At 62.9% G+C, this 18,504-nt stretch carries 16 protein-coding genes; 6 read left to right on the forward strand and 10 right to left on the reverse strand.

All coding sequences use genetic code 11. From position 1 onward, the window contains the following. Positions 1 to 7 precede the first annotated feature (7 nt). Positions 8 to 751 (reverse strand): NRDE family protein, encoded by a 744-nt coding sequence (locus IFT98_RS08055; protein WP_192048003.1) that lies wholly within the window; start codon positions 749 to 751, stop codon positions 8 to 10. A 121-nt stretch (positions 752 to 872) separates the two neighbouring features. Here IFT98_RS08055 and IFT98_RS08060 point away from each other — a divergent pair, with 121 nt between their 5' ends. Genes IFT98_RS08060 through IFT98_RS08070 form a run of 3 tightly spaced genes read left to right on the forward strand, consistent with a single transcriptional unit; the run spans position 873 to position 3,505 of the window. Beyond that, positions 873 to 1,658, forward strand: a complete 786-nt coding sequence (locus tag IFT98_RS08060; RefSeq protein WP_192048004.1) for a sulfite exporter TauE/SafE family protein — start codon at positions 873 to 875, stop codon at positions 1,656 to 1,658. A 9-nt stretch (positions 1,659 to 1,667) separates the two neighbouring features. Beyond that, on the forward strand, positions 1,668 to 2,480 hold the full coding sequence (gene lgt, locus IFT98_RS08065) for a prolipoprotein diacylglyceryl transferase (RefSeq protein ID WP_192048005.1): 813 nt from the start codon (positions 1,668 to 1,670) through the stop codon (positions 2,478 to 2,480). A gap of 53 nt (positions 2,481 to 2,533) precedes the next feature. Beyond that, entirely contained in the window at positions 2,534 to 3,505 is a 972-nt protein-coding gene (locus IFT98_RS08070) for a thymidylate synthase (protein WP_192048006.1), read from the forward strand. 292 nt (positions 3,506 to 3,797) lie between these two features. On the opposite strand, the gene IFT98_RS08075 is transcribed toward IFT98_RS08070, so the two are convergent. The 4 genes from IFT98_RS08075 to cadR all read right to left on the reverse strand — a co-directional run bounded on the left by IFT98_RS08075 (position 3,798) and on the right by cadR (position 6,637). Then, positions 3,798 to 4,271, reverse strand: a complete 474-nt coding sequence (locus IFT98_RS08075; RefSeq protein ID WP_192048007.1) for a GNAT family N-acetyltransferase — start codon at positions 4,269 to 4,271, stop codon at positions 3,798 to 3,800. Between the two features lie 96 nt (positions 4,272 to 4,367). Beyond that, positions 4,368 to 5,633, reverse strand: coding sequence for a type II toxin-antitoxin system HipA family toxin (locus IFT98_RS08080; RefSeq protein WP_192048008.1), 1,266 nt, complete (start codon positions 5,631 to 5,633; stop codon positions 4,368 to 4,370). Continuing rightward, complete coding sequence (locus IFT98_RS08085) at positions 5,630 to 5,929, reverse strand: helix-turn-helix domain-containing protein (RefSeq protein WP_090355550.1); 300 nt, start codon at positions 5,927 to 5,929, stop codon at positions 5,630 to 5,632. The genes IFT98_RS08080 and IFT98_RS08085 overlap by 4 nt, the downstream gene beginning before the upstream one ends. Positions 5,930 to 6,187: 258 nt before the next feature. Further along, positions 6,188 to 6,637 carry a Cd(II)/Pb(II)-responsive transcriptional regulator gene (gene cadR / locus IFT98_RS08090; protein ID WP_122795909.1) on the reverse strand — a complete coding sequence of 150 codons (450 nt, stop codon included), beginning with the start codon at positions 6,635 to 6,637 and terminating at the stop codon, positions 6,188 to 6,190. Between the two features lie 85 nt (positions 6,638 to 6,722). Between cadR and IFT98_RS08095 the strand changes: the two genes are divergently transcribed. After that, positions 6,723 to 8,981, forward strand: a complete 2,259-nt coding sequence (locus IFT98_RS08095; RefSeq protein WP_192048009.1) for a heavy metal translocating P-type ATPase — start codon at positions 6,723 to 6,725, stop codon at positions 8,979 to 8,981. A gap of 8 nt (positions 8,982 to 8,989) precedes the next feature. Here the strand turns inward: IFT98_RS08095 and IFT98_RS08100 are convergent, their stop codons facing one another. Further along, positions 8,990 to 10,348 carry a DUF3482 domain-containing protein gene (locus IFT98_RS08100; RefSeq protein ID WP_192048010.1) on the reverse strand — a complete coding sequence of 453 codons (1,359 nt, stop codon included), beginning with the start codon at positions 10,346 to 10,348 and terminating at the stop codon, positions 8,990 to 8,992. Next, positions 10,341 to 11,720 carry a DUF2868 domain-containing protein gene (locus IFT98_RS08105; protein WP_192048011.1) on the reverse strand — a complete coding sequence of 460 codons (1,380 nt, stop codon included), beginning with the start codon at positions 11,718 to 11,720 and terminating at the stop codon, positions 10,341 to 10,343. Before IFT98_RS08105 ends, IFT98_RS08100 begins: the two co-directional genes overlap by 8 nt. 65 nt (positions 11,721 to 11,785) lie before the next feature. Here IFT98_RS08105 and IFT98_RS08110 point away from each other — a divergent pair, with 65 nt between their 5' ends. After that, on the forward strand, positions 11,786 to 12,298 hold the full coding sequence (locus IFT98_RS08110; RefSeq protein ID WP_192048012.1) for a dihydrofolate reductase: 513 nt from the start codon (positions 11,786 to 11,788) through the stop codon (positions 12,296 to 12,298). 58 nt (positions 12,299 to 12,356) lie between these two features. Here IFT98_RS08110 and IFT98_RS08115 read toward each other — a convergent pair whose 3' ends face one another. The 3 genes from IFT98_RS08115 to IFT98_RS08125 all read right to left on the reverse strand — a co-directional run bounded on the left by IFT98_RS08115 (position 12,357) and on the right by IFT98_RS08125 (position 17,400). After that, positions 12,357 to 13,748, reverse strand: coding sequence for an L-cystine transporter (locus tag IFT98_RS08115; RefSeq protein ID WP_122480535.1), 1,392 nt, complete (start codon positions 13,746 to 13,748; stop codon positions 12,357 to 12,359). A 205-nt stretch (positions 13,749 to 13,953) separates the two neighbouring features. Next, positions 13,954 to 15,795 (reverse strand): dihydroxy-acid dehydratase, encoded by a 1,842-nt coding sequence (ilvD, locus tag IFT98_RS08120; protein WP_122795915.1) that lies wholly within the window; start codon positions 15,793 to 15,795, stop codon positions 13,954 to 13,956. A 408-nt stretch (positions 15,796 to 16,203) separates the two neighbouring features. Continuing rightward, the gene (locus IFT98_RS08125; protein WP_122480530.1) at positions 16,204 to 17,400 is read right to left on the reverse strand and encodes a class I SAM-dependent rRNA methyltransferase; all 1,197 of its coding nucleotides are present in this window, start codon (positions 17,398 to 17,400) and stop codon (positions 16,204 to 16,206) included. 186 nt (positions 17,401 to 17,586) lie between these two features. Here IFT98_RS08125 and mutM point away from each other — a divergent pair, with 186 nt between their 5' ends. Then, positions 17,587 to 18,399 carry a bifunctional DNA-formamidopyrimidine glycosylase/DNA-(apurinic or apyrimidinic site) lyase gene (gene mutM, locus IFT98_RS08130; protein WP_192048013.1) on the forward strand — a complete coding sequence of 271 codons (813 nt, stop codon included), beginning with the start codon at positions 17,587 to 17,589 and terminating at the stop codon, positions 18,397 to 18,399. The last annotated feature ends 105 nt before the right edge of the window (positions 18,400 to 18,504 follow it).

Genomic DNA, 18,504 nt, shown 5'->3' on the forward strand with positions numbered 1-18,504 from the left:
CAACTGGCTAGACCGATTGCAGGCGCACTTCGCCCAGTGCGCTGCCCAGTGGGCCGAAACTGCGCTCGATCATTTCCCGGCGACCTGCAGCATCGACGATGACCACGGTGCTGGCCCGGGTCCCGTAGCTGGCGCCGGTAATGAATACGCTCGACAGCAGTCGCTCGGTGGCCAGGCCCACGCCGGTGTCGGGCAATGCATGCTCGGGCGCCTGGGCCGGGTCGGCCAGCATGTCCAGCAGCGCATTGGGCTGGCTGCCCAATGCTTCCAGCCCCTGACGGGCCTTCACCAGCTTGGGCCATGGCGTATCGAGCCCGGCATTGGACAATCCATAGGTGCCCGCCGACAGATACTGTGGGGTACCCTCGGCCGAGTGCAGGTAGCACAGGCGCTGGCCATCGCCGAGCAGCAGATTGAATCCGGCATATTCGTCCAGGCGGTCCATGACACGCTGCAGGTACTCGTCGATCGACCCTGTGCCGGTGAGAAACCCTGCGACCAGATCACCTCTGGAGCGCCGAGCGGGCGGCTGGCCAGGTCGGCGGATATTGGTCAGGGCGGCGATGCGCTGCTCGGGCCCGATGCCCAGCCAGGTACCGCCGGCTTCCAGATCCCGCCCGGCATGGACGCCGGGGTGTTCCCGCCACTGGCACAGGGGCGCCGTGGGCCGTGCGTGGAATTCGTCACGGTTGCCCGCCAGCACCAGCGGGTGGGCGTCACCGGGCTGCCAGGTGAAAACGATCAGGCACATACGTGGAAATCCTTGTAGTTTGGCTTCACTCTACCGATCCCCGGCGCGCCTATCCATCGCTGCAAGGTGGAGCGTGGGGCACCGGTTCCGGTACCATGCCGAACTGTTTACGGGGGCAACCATGGAATTCGCGCTGTATCTACTGCTCGGTGCCTGCGCTGGCGTACTGGCCGGCCTGTTCGGCGTGGGCGGCGGTATCATCATCGTGCCCGTGCTGGTGTTCAGCTTCACCTTGCAGGGCTTCGATGCCTCGGTACTGACGCACCTGGCAGTGGGCACCTCGCTGGCCACCATCGTGTTCACCTCGATCAATGCCATTCGTGCCCATCACCAGATGAAAGCGGTGCAGTGGCCTGTGGTCGGCTGGATGACCCTGGGCATCGTGGTGGGCGCAGGCATCGGCGCGTTCACGGCGTCGTTGATCCAGGGCCCGCACCTGCAGAAAATCATCGGCGTGTTCGCCGTGCTGGTGTCCATCCAGATGGCGCTGGACTTCAAGCCCAAGGCCACCCGCCAGGTACCCGGCAAACTGGGTCTGGGCGTGGCCGGCACGGTGATCGGTTGGGCTTCGGCCATATTCGGCATCGGCGGCGGCTCGTTGACCGTGCCCTTCCTGACCTGGCGCAGCGTGCCGATGCAGCAGGCCGTCGCGACGTCCTCGGCGGTCGGCTTGCCGATCGCCCTGTTCAGCGCGACAAGTTTCATGGTGCTGGGCTGGCACGAGCCGGGCCTGCCAGCGCATAGTTTCGGATTCGTCTACCTGCCGGCCCTGGCGGGTATCGCCGTGACCAGCATGTTTTTCGCCAAATACGGTGCCCGCCTGGCGCACAAGTTATCGCCACGCGTGCTCAAACGCCTGTTCGCCGCGCTGCTGTTCAGCGTCGGCATGAGTTTTTTGCTTAGCTGAGGAATTGCAATGCTGCCTTACCCGCAGATCGACCCGGTGGCACTGGCCATCGGACCGCTGAAAATCCACTGGTACGGCTTGATGTACCTGGTGGGCATTGGTGGCGCCTGGTTGCTGGCCTCGCGCCGGCTCAACGGTTTCGACCCGACCTGGACCAAGGAAAAGCTCTCGGACCTGGTGTTCTGGTGCGCAATGGGGGTGATCCTCGGCGGCCGCCTCGGCTACGTGCTGTTCTACGATCTGGAGCAATACATCGCCAACCCGACTTTGATATTCGAGGTGTGGAAGGGCGGCATGTCGTTCCATGGCGGGCTGTTGGGCGTGATGCTGGCCGCGTGGTGGTTCGGCAAGAAGAACGACAAGTCGTTTTTCCAACTGATGGATTTCATCGCCCCGTTGGTGCCGATCGGGCTGGGCGCCGGGCGTATCGGCAACTTCATCAACGCCGAGCTGTGGGGCAAGGCTACCGACGTGCCATGGGCCATGATCTTCCCGCCCTTCAGCGATCCGGCACAGCTGCCCCGTCACCCCTCGCAGCTTTACCAGTTCGCCCTGGAAGGCGTCGCGCTGTTCATCATCCTCTGGTTGTTCTCGCGCAAACCGCGGCCGACCATGGCGGTATCCGGCATGTTCGCGCTGTTCTACGGAATCTTCCGTTTCATCGTCGAATTCGTCCGTGTGCCCGATGCGCAGCTGGGCTACCTGGCATGGGGCTGGCTGACCATGGGACAAGTGCTGTGTCTGCCGATGATCCTGGGCGGCCTGGGGTTGATCTGGTGGGCCTACCACCGCACGCCGGCGGCTCCGCGTCCGGCCGTTTGATTCTTTTTGCCTGGGCGTGACTGCGGTTGCGCCCTGAACGATGCAGGTAAGTCATGAAGCAATATCTGGAACTGGTCGCCCACGTCATCAAGAACGGCACCTTGCAAAGCAACCGCACCGGCGTGCGCACCATCAGTTTCCCGGGTGCCATGCTGCGGTTCGACCTGCAGGAAGGCTTTCCGGCGATCACTACCCGGCGGCTGGCGTTCAAGTCGGCCATCGGCGAAATGGTCGGTTTTCTGCGCGGGGTCAACAATGCCGCGGAATTCCGCGCCCTGGGCTGCAAGGTCTGGGACCAGAATGCCAACGAGAATGCCCAATGGCTGGCCAATCCGTTCCGCCAGGGCGAAGACGATCTGGGCGAGATCTATGGTGTGCAGTGGCGCCAGTGGCCGGCCTACAAGCGCATCGCCCTGAGCAACCCGGCGGCAATCGAGGTGGCCACCAGCCAGGGCTATCGGCAGATTGCCCAGGCCGAGGAAAACGGCGAAAGCTTCGTGGTGCTGTACAAGGCCATCGACCAGATTCGCCAGTGCGTCGACACCATCATCAAGGACCCTGGCAGCCGGCGGATCCTGTTCCACGGCTGGAACTGCGCCCAGCTCGATGAAATGGCGCTGCCGCCATGCCATTTGCTGTACCAGTTCCACCCCAACCCGGAAACCCGCGAGATCTCGCTGACGTTGTACATCCGCTCCAACGACCTGGGCCTGGGCACGCCGTTCAACCTCACCGAAGGCGCCGCGCTGCTGTCCCTGGTTGGTCGCCTGACGGGCTACACGCCACGCTGGTTCACCTACTTCATCGGCGACGCCCATGTGTACGAGAACCATCTGGACATGCTCAACGAGCAGATGAAACGCGAGCCACTGCCAGCGCCCAAGCTGGTGATTTCCGACCGCGTGCCCGAGTTCGCCAAGACCGGGGTGTACCAACCCGAGTGGCTGGAGCTGATCGAACCCAGCGATTTCTCCCTCGAAGGCTACGAACACCACGCCCCGCTGACCGCACCGATGGCAGTGTGATCATCCCCTGATGAGGGGACAAACCAATGTGGGATACCCCGTGGGAGCGGTCATCGGCCGCGAAAGCCTCGCTGTGGTGTGTCTGACACACCGCGGCGTCCTTTTCGCGGCCACAGACCGCTCCCACGGGGTTGTGTGATCCCCTGTAGGAGCGGTCATCGGCCGCGAAAGTCTTGGCGTGGTATGCCTGACGAAACGCAGCGTCCTTTTCGCGGCCACGGACCGCTCCCACGGAATTGTGTGATCTCCTGTGGGAGCGGTCATCGGCCGCGAAACAGACACCGCGATTCGACTACCTTAGTGCCCTTGTGAAGATATTCATCCCCCCAACGTCAGTCTCGATCTGCTCCCAGCCAAGCCGCCGGTAGTACGCCGACTTTTCTTCGACGGCGCACAGATACACCCGTTCGACACCCGCCGCCTTCGCTCGCTGCATGCCGGCTGCAAGCAACGCCGCGCCAACGCCCTGGTTGCGGCTTTCGGCCTCTACCCACAGCGCCGCCAGCCAAGGTGAGTACTGCGTTCGTTCATCCATGTCCGAGAGGATCAGCGATACCGTGCCCACGAACCGCTCGCCTGCATGAGCGACCAAAGTGGTGGGAATGGGCTCGGAATGCAGACTGTTATCCAGAAGCGTCAGCACATCCTCCAGGGTATAGCCGTCTTCCTTCCACCAGGCTTGCCACAGCCGCTCGCCCACGACTGGAAGAAAACCAGGTTCAGCGTGCAGATCGGATATTTGAAAGGGGGTTGCAGTGCGATTCATAACGGGTTCTTTTTGTTGGACATGTGCAACGAACCTATAGGCAGGCTTTGCAATAGCGAAACCAGCATTGTTTCAAAACCTTGCTCGCTGATTCAGTTAAGAGATCTGAAAATCCGCATGCAGCTGTTGCCAATGCTGGCGCAGGATCGCTTGCTGGTCCGGCCTCATAACGCTGGCGGCTAGTGCTTCAGGCCAAAGCGTTCGTGCCGCGTCCAGCGTTTGTCGTAGATGAGCGAGCACGGGTCGCCAAGGTATTCCAGAGGTCTCGGCCCAACGTCTGAAGTGTTCGAGAGAGACGTCATACCAGGCTTTCGTATCGGCCATGTTCAGCGCGTACTGGCTCTCGCCGGGAATAAACACCTTGGTCGCGACGATGTCGTAAGCCGGGGACAGTTCTGCGTTCAACGCATCTGGATAGATCAGGCTCCAGTTCTTCAGGTGGGCGTCGCCGTTGGCCAGCAGCACATTGACCAGCAAACGCACAGCCATTTGCGTGACATCCCGTTGGCCATGGCGGGTCTGGGTGTAGAGCAATTTGGCGATCTGTTCATAACGACCGCCATGGTATTTATCGTGTGCGTAGGCGTAAAGCACCTGGGCGAAGTCTTCTGAATGAACGCGCTGACCTCCAGCAAGTCGATCATAACGACGCATGCCATACGCCCATTGCTCGTCGGGTAGGTTGATTCCGGGCAGGCTGTCGATCATGTCCATGCCGACCAGGCGTATTTCAGGAATGTCGACGCCTGCCAGTTGTGCCAGTTTCATGCAGGTGTATTCGTTGAGCGGCACGAATGGATGAACGGTGGAAGGCGTCTTGATGATCCAGTCTCCCGGCGCCGTAGGATCGGCGGTTATGTAACGACCATCCCGGTCGTGCATGGAGAATTTCATCTGTACGCCGGCCAGCGAGAAATGCGAGCGATGGGCGGGCGTGTCGATGGATACTGGAGTGATCTTGCCGTGGTTGCCCAGCGCACAGGCTGGTATGTGTTCGGCAGACACGGGAGTGGCGACCAATGCACCCGGTAAGTCCTGACCAAGCCAGCTCAACAAGGGAAATTCACTGTCTGGATGCACTTTCATGGCTTGTGCAACCAGGCCACGCAGCGCGCCTTCCGGAAGTAGATTGCTCAACACCGGGTGCAGCCGGTGATGGGTGATGTAGGGGTGTTTGTTTGCCAGTTGACGCCTGAATATGCCCGGATTGAGGTGAGATAAGGTCAGCGTGCGGCGGTGTGGATCATCGATGTAATCCGGCGCCAAGGTAAGTACATTCTTGCCATTCGAATGGCCGGTGACATAACCGACTAGTTGCGAATGCAGCGTCAGCTTCAAGGCCGCTACGGTCTCGATACTCATGGCAGATCGTCCCAAGGATTTTCCGGATAGTTATCCACAGGGCGATCGTCCTCGAAGTACACCGGTGCGCCTGCCAGGATCTTTTCGATCAGCTTGAGTTGATCCTTGGGTACCAGGACCATGCTGGCGTCCAGACCTTCGGCAATCAGGTCGAGGGTGTTGAGCCGCGGGTTGCCGTCTTTCTCGATTTTTCCGTATTGCTGGCGGGTGAGGCCTGTGCGCAAGGGCATGTCCTGGATCTGAAGGCCCAGTTGTTGGCGGCGGTTGCGGATCTGTTGCAGAAGTGTGGTTAGCATGGATTGAGTATGAGCTGTATATGGTTCATGTCAAATTTAATGAGCCATATACTATTCACACTCCTTACAATATTCGAATGGGGGCGTGTATCCGATGAGCCGCGCCGTTTGCTTCGCGGCCGCAGACCGCTCTTACGAGGTTTTGTAATCTCTTGTGGGAGCGGGCTCTGCCCGCGAAGGCCGCGCCGCGGTATGCCTGACGAAACGCAGTGCTCTTTTCGCGGGCAAAGCCCGCTCCCACAGGCTGTGTTCAGTCGTTCAATGCCCGTGGCTGCGGCCTACATGGGAGTGTTCGGCATCGGGAACGGTGACGGCGCCGCTGATTTCCAGGCGCTGAAGGATTGCGCAGTGTTCTTCGGCAGTGCCGCCATGGCATTTCTGGCGCAGGGCAACGAGTTGGTCCTGCAAGGCTACCAAACCATCTATGCGTGCCTTGACATGATGAATGTGCTCGTCGATCAGGTCGTTGACGCTCTGGCATTGGTCCTGGGGGCTGTCGCGCAGGGTCAGCAGGTCGCGGATTTCATCCAAGGTCATGTCCAGGATGCGGCAATTGCGAATGAAGGTGAGCCGCTCGACATGAGCCTGAGTGTAGAGGCGGTAGTTGCCATCGCTGCGGGCCGGCAGGGGCAATAGCTTTTCGCGTTCGTAGTAGCGGATGGTTTCGACCTGACAGTCGGTGATTTTCGCCAGTTCTCCGATTTTCATGCGCGTACCGTCCGAAAAGATGCTTGACCCTATAGTGGCTACAGGGTGTTCACTTGGCAACCTGCACTTCAGGGAATTGCGACCAATGAGCCACCCCACCTCCGGCCATGCCCACGATCATAAGCACGAGCACGAGCACGAGCACGAGCACGAGCACGAGCACAGCCCTGCGCCAGCCAGTCATTGCTGCGCAGGCAAGGCAACGGCGCCCTCGACCGTCCAGCTCGCGCCCGGCGACAGCCAGGATGCTCGGCTGAGTCAGTTCCGCATCGAAGCCATGGACTGTCCGACCGAGCAGACGCTGATCCAGAACAAGCTGGCCAAGCTGGCCGGCGTGCAACAGCTGGATTTCAACCTGATCAATCGGGTGCTCGGCGTGCGCCATTCGCTGCCCGATACCCAGGCGATCGAGAGCGCCATCAAATCGCTGGGCATGCACGCCGAACCCATCAGCGGGGACGAGCCCACCGCCAATGCGCTGCCGGCGCCACGCAAGCCCTGGTGGCCGCTGGCGCTGTCGGGCGTGACGGCGGTCGCGGCCGAAGTGGTCCATTTCACCCAGGCGGCGCCGACTTGGGTCGTGGCATTGCTGGCATTGGTGTCGATTGCCAGTTGCGGTCTGACCACCTACAGCAAGGGCTGGATCGCTCTGAAGAACGGCAACCTCAACATCAATGCGTTGATGAGCATCGCGGTGACCGGTGCAGTGTTGATCGGCCAGTGGCCGGAAGCGGCGATGGTGATGTTCCTGTTCACCGTGGCCGAGCTGATCGAAGCCAAGTCCCTGGATCGCGCGCGCAATGCGATTGGTGGTCTGATGCGGCTTACGCCGGACACGGCGACGGTCCGTCAGGCGGACGGCCAGTGGCTTGAGCAGGACGTGAAAGCGGTCGCACTGCAGGCCATCGTGCGTGTACGTCCGGGTGAGCGTATTGGCCTGGATGGTGAAGTGACCTCTGGTCACTCCAGCATCGATCAAGCACCTATTACCGGTGAGAGCTTGCCGGTGGAGAAGGGTGTTGGTGACAAGGTGTTCGCCGGCACCATCAACCAAGCGGGTTCGCTGGAGTTCCAGGTCACTGCCGCTGCTGGCCAGTCAACATTGGCGCGGATCATCCATGCGGTCGAGCAGGCGCAGGGTGCGCGGGCGCCTACCCAGCGCTTTGTGGATAACTTTTCACGAATCTATACGCCGGTGGTGTTTGCCCTGGCTTTGCTGATCGCGGTAGTACCGCCGCTGGTGGGCCTTGGCGCCTGGTTCGACTGGATCTACCGCGCGCTGGTACTGCTGGTGGTCGCCTGTCCCTGTGCGCTGGTCATTTCTACCCCGGTTACCATCGTCAGTGCGCTGGCTGCGGCTGCGCGCAAAGGCATCCTGGTCAAGGGTGGCGTGTACCTGGAAGGTGGCCACAAGCTGGATTATCTGGCGCTGGACAAGACCGGCACGCTGACCCACGGCAAGCCGGTGCAGACCGACTATGCGCTGCTCGATCAGGCCTTCGAAGGCCGCGCGCAGGCGATAGCCCAGGCCTTGGCGGCGCGCTCGGACCATCCGGTGTCACGGGCGATTGCCGGTGATCACAATGGGACAGATACGACCGTGATCCTGGATGATTTCCAGGCATTGGTCGGGCGCGGCATCAAGGGCCAGGTGGACGGGCAGACCTATCACTTGGGCAATCACCGGCTGGTGGAAGAGCTGGATCAGTGCTCGCCGGTGTTGGAGGAGCGTCTTGATCGACTGGAGCGTGAAGGCAAGTCGGTGGTGGTGTTGCTCGGGCCGCAGGGTCCGGTGGCGCTGTTCGCGGTGGCCGATACCGTCAAGCAGACCAGTCGCGAGGCCATAGCCCAGTTGCATGCCCTGGGCATCAAGACGGTGATGCTGACCGGGGACAACCCGCACACTGCCAAGGCGATTGCCGCCCAAGTAGGTATCGATCAGGCCATTGGCGATCTGTTGCCTGCCGACAAGCTCAAGGCCGTGGAACAGCTGTACGCCCAAGGACATCGGGTTGGCATGGTCGGTGACGGCATCAACGATGCGCCGGCGCTGGCGCGGGCCGAGATCGGTTTCGCCATGGCGGCAGCGGGCACCGATACCGCGATCGAAACCGCCGATGTCGCATTGATGGACGATGATCTGCGCAAGATTCCGGCATTCATCCGACTGTCGAAGCAGACCCGTTCGGTGTTGTTGCAGAACATCGTGCTGGCGCTGGCGATCAAGGCAGTGTTTCTGCTGATGACCGTGGCCGGTATGGCAACGCTGTGGATGGCGGTGTTTGCCGACATGGGTGTGAGTCTGCTGGTAGTGTTCAATGGGCTGCGGTTGCTGCGCAAGTAACCGCGGCGTCAGAGCTGCTGGGCCAGCGCTTCGATCTGCTCTTCGCGCTCGCGCTGGGTCAGGTGCTTGTGGCCGTTGAGCGAGGACCATTGCGGATAGGCGCGAGCCTTGTTCAGGGCGTCTGGCAGCTTGCCTTCGCGCCAGGTCTGCTCTTGTGGCGCCGCCACTTCGATGGTGCCCATGGCGGCATGGCCACGGGCTTCGAGGGCTTTCACCAGCTGCTTCTGGCGCAACGCCAGCAGCCGCAGCACGTTGTCGTCCACGGTCAGTTCGCGCTCGCCCTTGAACTTGCCCAACAAGCGTGCGCCATAGCCCCGTGCGGTTTGCAGCGCGCCGCCGGCAATGGCCCCAGCGATGGCCGCCATGCCCAGGGTCAAACCGCCCACCAGCAGGTCGACGCCAGCGCCAGCCGCTGCGCCGGCCGCAATGCCGCCGCCGACCTTCACCCCCAGCTGCTTGAGCGTATCGGGGTTGAACAGATCGTCTCCCCAGCGCCCATCCGACAGCGGTAGGTCGCCCGCCGAGGCATCCTGGCTGCGGAAGGCATACAGTTTGAGCAAGGCTTCCACGCAGCGCTGCTCGCGTGTGCGCACCGCTTTGCGGAGGTCTTCGATGGCGCCCGCCGCTGCATCACTGGTAACGCTGCGACGACAGGCCGCGCAGTCGATCAGCAGTTCGGCAATCAACCGTCGCGCGCTGCCCTGGCGCACCAGTCGTTGCGCCTGCTGATCGTCGATCAGCCGCTGCAGGGCCGGACGGGAATGTTCCAGCAGCAAGGCCAGGCTTTCATAAAGACGCCGTTCACCGTCTTCGGGCGGCGCCACGCTGTCGAAGCGCACCAAGGCATGCAAACCAAGGCGAGCCAGGGCCTCGCGCCAATCCCCCTCGCGCTGCAGGCTGCTGCTGACGAAATTGAGCACTGGCAGTAGCGGTTTCCCGCAGCTGGCCAGCACTTCCAACTCATCCCGGTACTTGGCCAGCACCGGCTCGCGTGCGTCGATCACGTACAGGCCTGCATCGGAAGCCAATAACTGGCGCAGCACCTTGGCCTCCTGCTCGAAGCGTTGACGGGCTTCGCTGCCCTGCAGAAACCGCTCGACCCGCGCCGGACCGTCGAGACGCTCGCCGGGGCGATCCAGACGCTCCACGAATTCCAGCAGGGCAATGGCATCTTCCAACCCAGGGGTGTCGTAGAGCTCCAACAAGGCATCGCCATCCACTGAAAGACGTGCGCCTTCCACATGTCGTGTGGTGCTGGGCCGGTGCGACACTTCGCCAAAACCCACGTCGCGGGTAAGCGTACGCAGAAGGGAGGTCTTGCCGACGTTGGTATGGCCGACCACGGCCAGGGTCAGGGGTTTACTCATGGCCTGTCTCCAGCCAGCTCAACGGGGTCGATTCATCGGCCGGCAGGCCCAGTGCATCCAGCCCCGCCTGCCAATCTCCACGGCGTTGTGGGTCGAGAACCTGGCCGGGTGGCGCGGGTAACAACCACACTCGGGTAACGCTGGCGCACCGGGCCAGTTCGGCAATCAGGCCGAGGCTGCCGCGATCCGGCGAGCGCCGCGGATCGCAGGCGATCACCAGCCGCGCAGGCGGGAAGCGGGTCATCTGTTCCAGCAGCCGCTGGCGCGACTCGCGGCTGTCGAGCACGCCGGCATCCTGAATGCCGGGCGCCAGGGCAGGCGGCCACGGATGCTGGCCGTCGAGTTCCAGTGCTACCAACACAGCCCCGCTGCTCGACTCGCTGGCTGCTTGAGTGGTGACATGCGGCAACGCGTCTGGCGCCTCATCGCGCACGCCCAAGCGTTCGCTGCTGGGCATCAGCCGTTCGCGCAGCTGGCTGTAGCCGGGCAGGCTGGTATCCAGGGTCAAGCCCGCGCGGCCTCGGCGCCAACGCCATTGGCAGAACGCGGCCAGCACCAGGCGCGGGCCGATACCGAACACCAGCAGCACACCGACCAGCCAACCGGCCCAGGCCTGGCGTGCGCCTTCGATGTTGGTCGCCTGATCGCCACTGGCGCGGATCATGTCGATGTCCGGCACACTGAAACCCAGCAGCGCGGGCACGGCGCCCAACAGCTGAGTCAGGTCGATGAAGGTGTCCGCGCCCAGAATGGTGGTCTCCCAGACGAAACCATAGCGCCGGGTCGCCAGCAGCAGCAGCAGCACGGCCAGTGCGCTGAGCAAGGCCAGTAGCCACAGCCCATGCACCAGCATACCCAGGGCCCAGCGGTTGAGTCGTCGCCGCTGCAGCAGCAGTACCAGCGCCGGCGCCAGATGCACCGCTTGTGCATCACGCGCCAGTTTCTGGCTGAGCCATAACCACAGACGGCCCAGCACCGCACCGTGCCCACCAGACGCGACCAGCCCCAGCAGCCAGCTCAGCAGCAGAATGAGGTTGAGCCCCAACAGGCTGCCCAGCGCCCAGAACACATTGACGAGCTGCAGGCCATCGCCCAGCGCCGCGAATGCCAGGCCTGCGCCGCTGAACAAGGCCAGTACGCCCAGCAGCAGCATCGCCAGTCGCGCCCCCTGTAACCAATGGCCCAGGGCCTGGCGCTGGCCATCGCGTTCGGCCAGCAGCAAAGCGCGATGCTCGATGCGCGCGGCCAGGTCGCCGCCTTGCTGGCGTGCCCGGCGGTTGGCTTCCAGGTCTTCCAAAGGGCCTGCCTGCTCTTCGCGCAGGCGGATGGCTTCACTGAGCCAGAGTCGATGCAATGCAGTGGGTGCGCTCACGCGTTTTTCCAGGCGGCCGATTCGTCGTGAGCATAACCCAAGGAGGCTCTGCTATTCTGCCGGCCATGAAGACATCTCTCCCTTTAAGCCTGATCGCGGCGCTCGCCGAAAACCGCGTGATCGGCATCGACAACAGCATGCCCTGGCACCTGCCGGGGGATTTCAAGTATTTCAAGGCAACCACCCTGGGCAAGCCGATCATCATGGGTCGCAAGACCTGGGACTCGCTGGGCCGCCCCCTGCCGGGGCGCCTGAACCTGGTGGTCAGCCGACAGCCGGACCTGCAACTGCCGGGTGCCGAAGTGTTCATTTCTCTGGAGGCGGCCATCGAGCGTGCCGAAGCCTGGGCTCGCGAACAGGGCGCAGAGGAAGTGATGCTCATCGGTGGCGCGCAGCTGTACGCGCTGGGCCTTGCTCAGGCGGATCGCCTGTACCTGACGCGGATAGCCTTGCAACCGGAAGGGGACGCCTGGTTTCCCGAATTCGACGAGAACCAATGGCAGAGGGTGTCGAGCGTGCCTAATCAAGCGGTCGACGACAAGCCGGCCTACGCGTTCGAGGTATGGGAGCGCAGCTGATCGGGCGGCCTGTTCGCGCCGCCTGTTCCAGAGGGCGTCCACGAACAGGCAGCACCGGTTACGCCGAAGCCAGTTCCTTGTGCTCATCGGCTGCCAGCAGAGCCTGGTCGGTCTGACCCATCACTTGGCTGGTAATGGTGCCCGCCGCCATCGACCCGCTCACGTTCAGTGCGGTGCGGCCCATGTCGATCAACGGTTCGACCGAAATCAGCAGCGCCACCAGGGTGACCGGCAAGCCCATGGCTGGCAGTACGATCAATGCAGCGAAGGTCGCGCCGCCGCCCACCCCGGCCACGCCGGCCGAACTCAGGGTGACGATGCCCACCAACGTGGCGATCCACAGCGGATCCAGTGGATTGATCCCAACCGTGGGCGCGACCATCACCGCCAGCATGGCTGGATACAGGCCAGCGCAGCCATTCTGGCCGATCGTCGCGCCAAAGGAGGCGGCGAAGCTGGCGATCGCTTGAGGTACGCCCAAGCGACGAGTCTGCGCCTCAATGCTCAATGGAATGGTCGCTGCGCTCGAACGGCTGGTGAAGGCGAAGGTCAGCACCGGCCAGACCTTGCGGAAGAACCGCAGCGGGTTGACCCCGGCAAGGCTCAACAGCAGCCCATGCACCGCGAACATCAATGCCAGGCCGATGTACGACACCACCACGAAGCTGCCCAGCTTGACGATGTCCTGCACGTTGGAACTGGCGACCACCTTGGCCATCAGGGCCAGCACACCGTAGGGCGTCAGCTTCATCACCAGCCGCACCAGCCGCATGACCCAGGCCTGCAGCACGTCGATCGCACCCAGCACTTTCGCGCCTTTGTCGGCATCGTCCTTGAACAGCTGCAAGGCCGCCATGCCCAGGAACGCGGCAAAGATCACTACGCTGATGATCGACGTGGGTTTGGCCCGTGCCAGGTCGGCGAAGGGGTTCTGTGGAATGAACGAGAGCAGCAGTTGCGGCACATTGAGATCGGCGACCTTGCCCGCGTAGTCGCTCTGGATCGTCGCCAGACGTGCCGTTTCCTGGGTCCCGGCCACCAGGCCTTCGGCGGTCAGGCCGAACAGGTTGGTCAGGCCGATACCGATCAGCGCGGCGATTGCGGTGGTGAACAGCAGCGTGCCAATGGTCAGGAAGCTGATCTTGCCCAGCGAAGAGGCGTTATGCAGACGCGCCACTGCGCTGAGGATGGATGCAAAGATCAGCGGCATGACGATCATCTGCAGCAACTGCACATAACCGTTGCCGACCAGTTCCAGCCAACTGATGGTGCTTTTGAGCACAGGGTGGCCGGCACCGTAGACGGTGTGCAGGCCGATACCGAACAGAACGCCCAAGGCAAGGCCCAGCAAGACCTTCTTGGCCAGGCTCCAGTCGGTGCGACGCGTTTGTGCCAGACCCAGCAGCAAGGCCGCGAAGATCAGCAGGTTCAACAGCAGGGGCAGGTTCATGTCAGCTCCGAAATTGACGACCGCGGCTCTACGGACGCTGGTCAATCGCGAATGCTAACACCCTGAATCGAAAGGTAATTAATATCGGAATGGAAGATCGTTAGGCGTTTTTGGAATAAGCGCTTGAGCCCCGACAGCACAAGGCCGGTCTTCACTTGAGGCTGCGTGAAGACCGGCCCATACGGTCGGGCTGCCAGAGAGCGTCTTAGAGCCCGTCGAGCATCGCCTTGTTGCGTACCGCACCCTTGTCGGCGCTGGTGGCCAGCAGGGCATAGGCCTTGAGTGCAGTGGTCACCTTACGTGGACGCACCTCGACCGGCTTCCAGCCTTTCTTGTCCTGCTCGGCACGACGGGCAGCCAGTTCGGCATCGTCCACCAGCAGGTTGATCGAGCGGTTGGGAATGTCGATCAGCACCTTGTCGCCGTCCTGCACCAGGCCAATGGCACCACCCGCCGCCGCCTCAGGCGAGGCGTGGCCGATCGACAGACCGGACGTGCCGCCCGAGAAGCGTCCGTCGGTGAGCAGCGCGCAGGCTTTGCCCAGGCCCTTGGACTTGAGGTACGACGTCGGGTACAGCATCTCCTGCATGCCCGGCCCACCCTTGGGGCCTTCGTAACGGATGATCACGATGTCACCGGCCTGCACTTCGTCGGCGAGGATGCCCCGCACCGCGCTGTCCTGGCTTTCGAAGATCTTGGCGTTGCCCTCGAACACATGAATGGACTCATCCACGCCGGCGGTCTTCACCACGCAGCCATCCATTGCGATGTTGCCGTAGAGCACGGCCAGGCCACCTTCCTGGGAGTAGGCGTGTTCGAAGCTGCGGATGCAGCCGTTTTCGCGGTCGTCGTCCAGGGTGTCCCAGCGGGTCGACTGGCTGAAGGCGGTTTGCGTCGGGATGCCACCGGGGCCGGCCTTGAAGAAGTGGTGCACCGCTTCATCGGTGGTCTGGGTGATGTCCCACTTGGCGATGCCTTCGGCCATGCTGCGGCTGTGCACGGTCGGCAGGTCGGTGTGCAGCAGGCCGCCACGGGCCAGCGAGCCGAGGATGCTGAAGATGCCGCCAGCGCGGTGCACGTCTTCCATATGGTATTTCTGGATGTTCGGCGCGACCTTGCACAGCTGCGGCACGGTACGCGACAGGCGATCAATGTCGCGCAGGTCGAATTCGATCTCGGCTTCCTGGGCAGCGGCCAGCAGGTGCAGGATGGTGTTGGTCGAACCACCCATGGCGATGTCCAGCATCATGGCGTTTTCGAATGCCTTGAAGTTGGCGATATTGCGCGGCAGGACCGACGCGTCGTCCTCGCCGTAGTAGCGCTTGCACAGCTCGACGATGGTGCGGCCCGCCTGCAGGAACAGCTGCTCGCGGTCACTGTGGGTCGCCAGGGTGGAACCGTTGCCCGGCAGGGCCAGGCCGAGGGCTTCGGTCAGGCAGTTCATCGAGTTGGCGGTGAACATGCCTGAACACGAACCGCAGGTCGGGCAGGCGCTGCGCTCGTATTCGGCGACCTTTTCATCCGAAGCGGTATCGTCGGCGGCAATCACCATGGCGTCGACCAGGTCCAGGCCGTGGCTGGCCAGCTTGGTCTTGCCGGCTTCCATCGGCCCGCCGGAAACGAAGATCACCGGAATGTTCAGGCGCAAGGCGGCCATCAGCATGCCAGGAGTGATCTTGTCGCAGTTGGAGATGCACACGATGGCATCGGCGCAGTGGGCGTTGACCATGTACTCGACCGAGTCGGCGATGATCTCGCGGCTGGGCAGGGAATACAGCATCCCGTCGTGGCCCATGGCAATGCCGTCGTCCACGGCAATCGTGTTGAATTCCTTGGCCACGCCGCCGGCGCGCTCGATTTCGCGTGCAACCAGCTGACCGAGATCCTTGAGGTGCACATGCCCCGGCACGAACTGGGTGAACGAGTTGGCAATGGCAATGATCGGTTTCTTGAAATCGTCGTCCTTCATGCCAGTGGCACGCCACAGCGCGCGGGCACCGGCCATGTTGCGACCGTGGGTGGACGTTTTCGAGCGATAGTCAGGCATGGAACGACTCCGGGCGGCTAATCGGGTTGCAATGAGGGATTGAGCTTTTCCTGGTCCGCGGCACGCTCGGGCGGTGTGTTGCCGTGCTTGCGGATGAGGCCGGTAACGCTGCGGGATCGCCACGCGTTCGGCCGAGCTCATAAACCCGCCGGGGGATGATTGGCGATGAGTAGGGCGATTCTACACCCATGGGGGAAGGATGGAACGTGGGGCAGGGCAAGTAATCGGCAGTAAGGCCTGACGCGGCCAGGCCCTCTTGATTCTCCGTAGGAGCGGTCCGTGGCCGCGAACCAGGCGCCGCGGTACGTCAGCCTGTGCGCGTCGTCCTTTTCGCGGCCGATGACCGCTCCCACGGTCGACACAATTCTCTGTAGCAGCGGCGCAAGCCGCGTCAAAAACCCCGCTGCATCAGCTATTAGGCAACAACCGGCACGTAATGCTCTTGATGTACCGCGTTTCCGGAATCGCTGGATGCACCGGATGGTCCGGGCCCTGGCCGCCGCGTTCCAGCAGCTGGATGTTGCGATCCAGATGGCGGGCGCTGGTCAGCAGGATGTTCTGCAGGTCGTCTTCGGGCAGGTGCATGGAGCACGACGCGCTGACCAGGATGCCGTCCTTGCTGAGCAGACGCATGGCTTGCTCGTTGAGACGGCGGTAGGCGCCTTCGCCGTTCTTCAGGTCTTTCTTGCGCTTGATGAACGCGGGCGGGTCAGCCACGATCACGTCGAAGCGTTCTTCGGCGGCCTTCAGCTCTTTCAAGGCTTCGAACACGTCGCCTTCCACGCAGGTGACTTTTTCGGCGAAGCCGTTGAGCGCGGCATTGCGCTCGACGCCATCGAGGGCGAAGCCCGAAGCGTCGACGCAGAATACTTCGCTGGCGCCGAAGGCACCGGCCTGCACGCCCCAGCCGCCGATGTAGCTGAACAGGTCGAGCACGCGCTTGCCCTTGACGTACGGCGCCAGGCGCGCGCGGTTCATGCGGTGGTCGTAGAACCAGCCGGTCTTCTGGCCTTCCATCACCGGCGCTTCGAACTTCACGCCGTTCTCTTCCAGGGCGACCCACTCCGGCACCACACCAAAGGCGCTCTCCACGTAGCGTTCCAGGCCTTCGGCATCGCGGGCGGCCGAGTCGTTCTTGAACAGAATGCCGCTGGGTTTGATCACCTGGATCAATGCGGCCATGACATCGGCCTTGTAGCGTTCCATGGTGGCCGAAGCCAGCTGCACCACCAGGATGTCGCCGAAGCGATCCACCACGAGGCCCGGCAGCAGGTCGGAATCGCCGAATACCAGGCGATAGAACGGCTTGTCGAACAGGCGCTCGCGCAACGACAAACACACGTTGAGGCGGTGCACCAGCAGCGACTTGTCCAGGCTCAGCTTGACGTCGCGCGACAGCAAGCGAGCGCAGATCAGGTTGTTCGGACTCATTGCGACCACGCCCAGGGGCTTGCCACCCGCCGCTTCGAGAATGGCCTGATCGCCCGCCTGGAATCCGTTCAGCGGAGTGGCGGCCACGTCGATCTCGTTGCTGTAGACCCACAGGTGGCCGGCGCGCAGGCGGCGGTCGGCGTTGGCTTTGAGGCGAAGGCTGGGCAGGGACATGAAGTCGCTCCGGAAAAAAGAGCGGGAGTATAACCCGTCGCCCCAGCCGCCGAGGGCTCATTCGACAAATGACCCGGTGCGCACGGTGGGCGCTGCGAGCCTTAACGGTTAGAATTCCCGGGGTGTCCGAGGCGTCGAGCCTGGGGCACGATTGCCTATCGATCCGCGTTTCGCATCAGGGGCCCCATGCCTGAATTACCCGAAGTAGAAACCACTCGCCGGGGTATTGCTCCGCATCTGGAAGGGCAGCGCGTGAGCCGCGTGATCGTCCGCGACCGGCGCCTGCGCTGGCCGATACCCGAAGACCTGGATGCGCGGCTGTCCGGGCAGCGGATCGTGACCGTCGAGCGGCGGGCCAAGTACCTGTTGATCAACGCCGAAGTCGGCACCTTGATCAGCCACCTGGGCATGTCGGGCAACCTGCGCCTGGTCGAAGCCGGTCTGCCGCCGCTCAAGCACGAGCATGTCGACATCGAGCTGGAATCGGGCATGGCCTTGCGCTATACCGATCCGCGGCGTTTCGGCGCCATGCTCTGGAGCCTGGATGCGCTCAATCACACATTGCTTCAGGGGCTGGGGCCCGAACCGTTGACCGAGCTGTTCGACGGCGAACGGCTGTTTCAGCTGTCGCGTGGCCGCAGCATGGCGGTCAAGCCGTTCATCATGGACAACGCGGTGGTGGTCGGGGTGGGTAATATCTACGCGACCGAAGCGCTGTTCGCCGCCGGTATCGACCCGCGCCGCGCGGCGGGGGGCATATCGCGCGGCCGCTACCTGCGCCTGGCGATCGAGATCAAGCGCATCCTGGCCTACGCGATCGAGCGCGGTGGTACCACGTTGCGCGACTTCATCGGCGGAGATGGCCAGCCGGGCTACTTTCAGCAGGAATTGTTCGCCTATGGCCGGGGTGGGCAGCTGTGCAAGGTCTGCGGTACCACCCTGCGCGAGGTCAAGCTGGGCCAGCGTGCCAGTGTGTATTGTCCGCGCTGCCAGACATGATCCGGCTGCGCGCGGCCTGCACAACGGCGGGCAACTGATATAGTTACTTTTATCCCTGATGACCCCATCGCAAATCGCAGTCGCCCCACGTGAGCAGAAGGATTG

The organism is Pseudomonas sp. CFBP 8770 (assembly GCF_014841705.1).
Lineage (GTDB): Bacteria > Pseudomonadota > Gammaproteobacteria > Pseudomonadales > Pseudomonadaceae > Aquipseudomonas.